The sequence below is a fragment of the Borrelia persica No12 genome (assembly GCF_000500045.1).
GTDB classification, from domain to species: Bacteria; Spirochaetota; Spirochaetia; order Borreliales; family Borreliaceae; genus Borrelia; species Borrelia persica.
In genome coordinates, this window is sequence record NZ_AYOT01000026.1 from 1 (window position 1) to 840 (window position 840).

Annotated in this window: 1 pseudogene; it reads left to right on the plus strand. The window is 24.6% G+C overall.

The annotated features are described in order from the left end of the window. Positions 1–436: 436 nt before the first annotated feature. Positions 437–840: pseudogene (locus U881_RS0100430) on the plus strand (site-specific integrase); the annotation flags it as partial.

The following is an 840-nucleotide window of genomic DNA, read 5'->3' on the forward strand; positions in this document are numbered from 1 at the left end:
AAATTTCAAAAAGGGATTTAAAAAAGAAGAAGAAATTTGAAGAAAATATTTACAAGAGAATAAGCAAAAAGAGAGTAAGGAAATAAATTAAAAGGTTATAAAAAGTAAAGGAAGTTGACTTTGTGTTAACTGTAAGTAAAAGATAAGTTAAGAATGGAAAGATGGATTTTACATGCTCTCATTGCAAAATTATAAGCTACGAAAATAGGAAATAGGATATTTGGAAAGCAAAAATGTAAGTATTTGTTAAAGCTAGGATAAAGTATTCTATAAATATTAACCTCAATTGCTTAAAAACATACTYCTAGCTAATTACAACCAATCCTCACACCATATTTTACATACAATGAKAACMTTCAAAATTTGACTTAAGCTATTAGTATTTGCTAACATATTATTTGACTATTTTATATTTTTTAAAATGATTAGTTAATCTATGAACTTAATGAATGATCCTAACTTGAATTTATCTAACACATTTAATAAAACTATCAAAGACATATTAAAAGAAAACGAAATATTACATAAAGAACTATCTATAATTAAAAGTCAAACAAAAAATAAATCCACAAAACCTAAATCTATTCCCATAAGATTCTATTTAAATGAAAAGACAATAAAACTAGTAAAACGATGCATAGAAAAACTTAAAATTTTAGATCCAATATCTGGATGGTTTGTTTACATACTATCAATAACTGGTTGTAGAGGAGTTGAGATACAAAATGTCAAACTTGCTGATATATCAAAAGAAAAAAGCACTAATGGTGAAGTATTTTACAGTCTTAAAGTTAATGTTGCTAAGAAAAGAAGTAGTATTTGTATTAGAGAAGTAGTTAT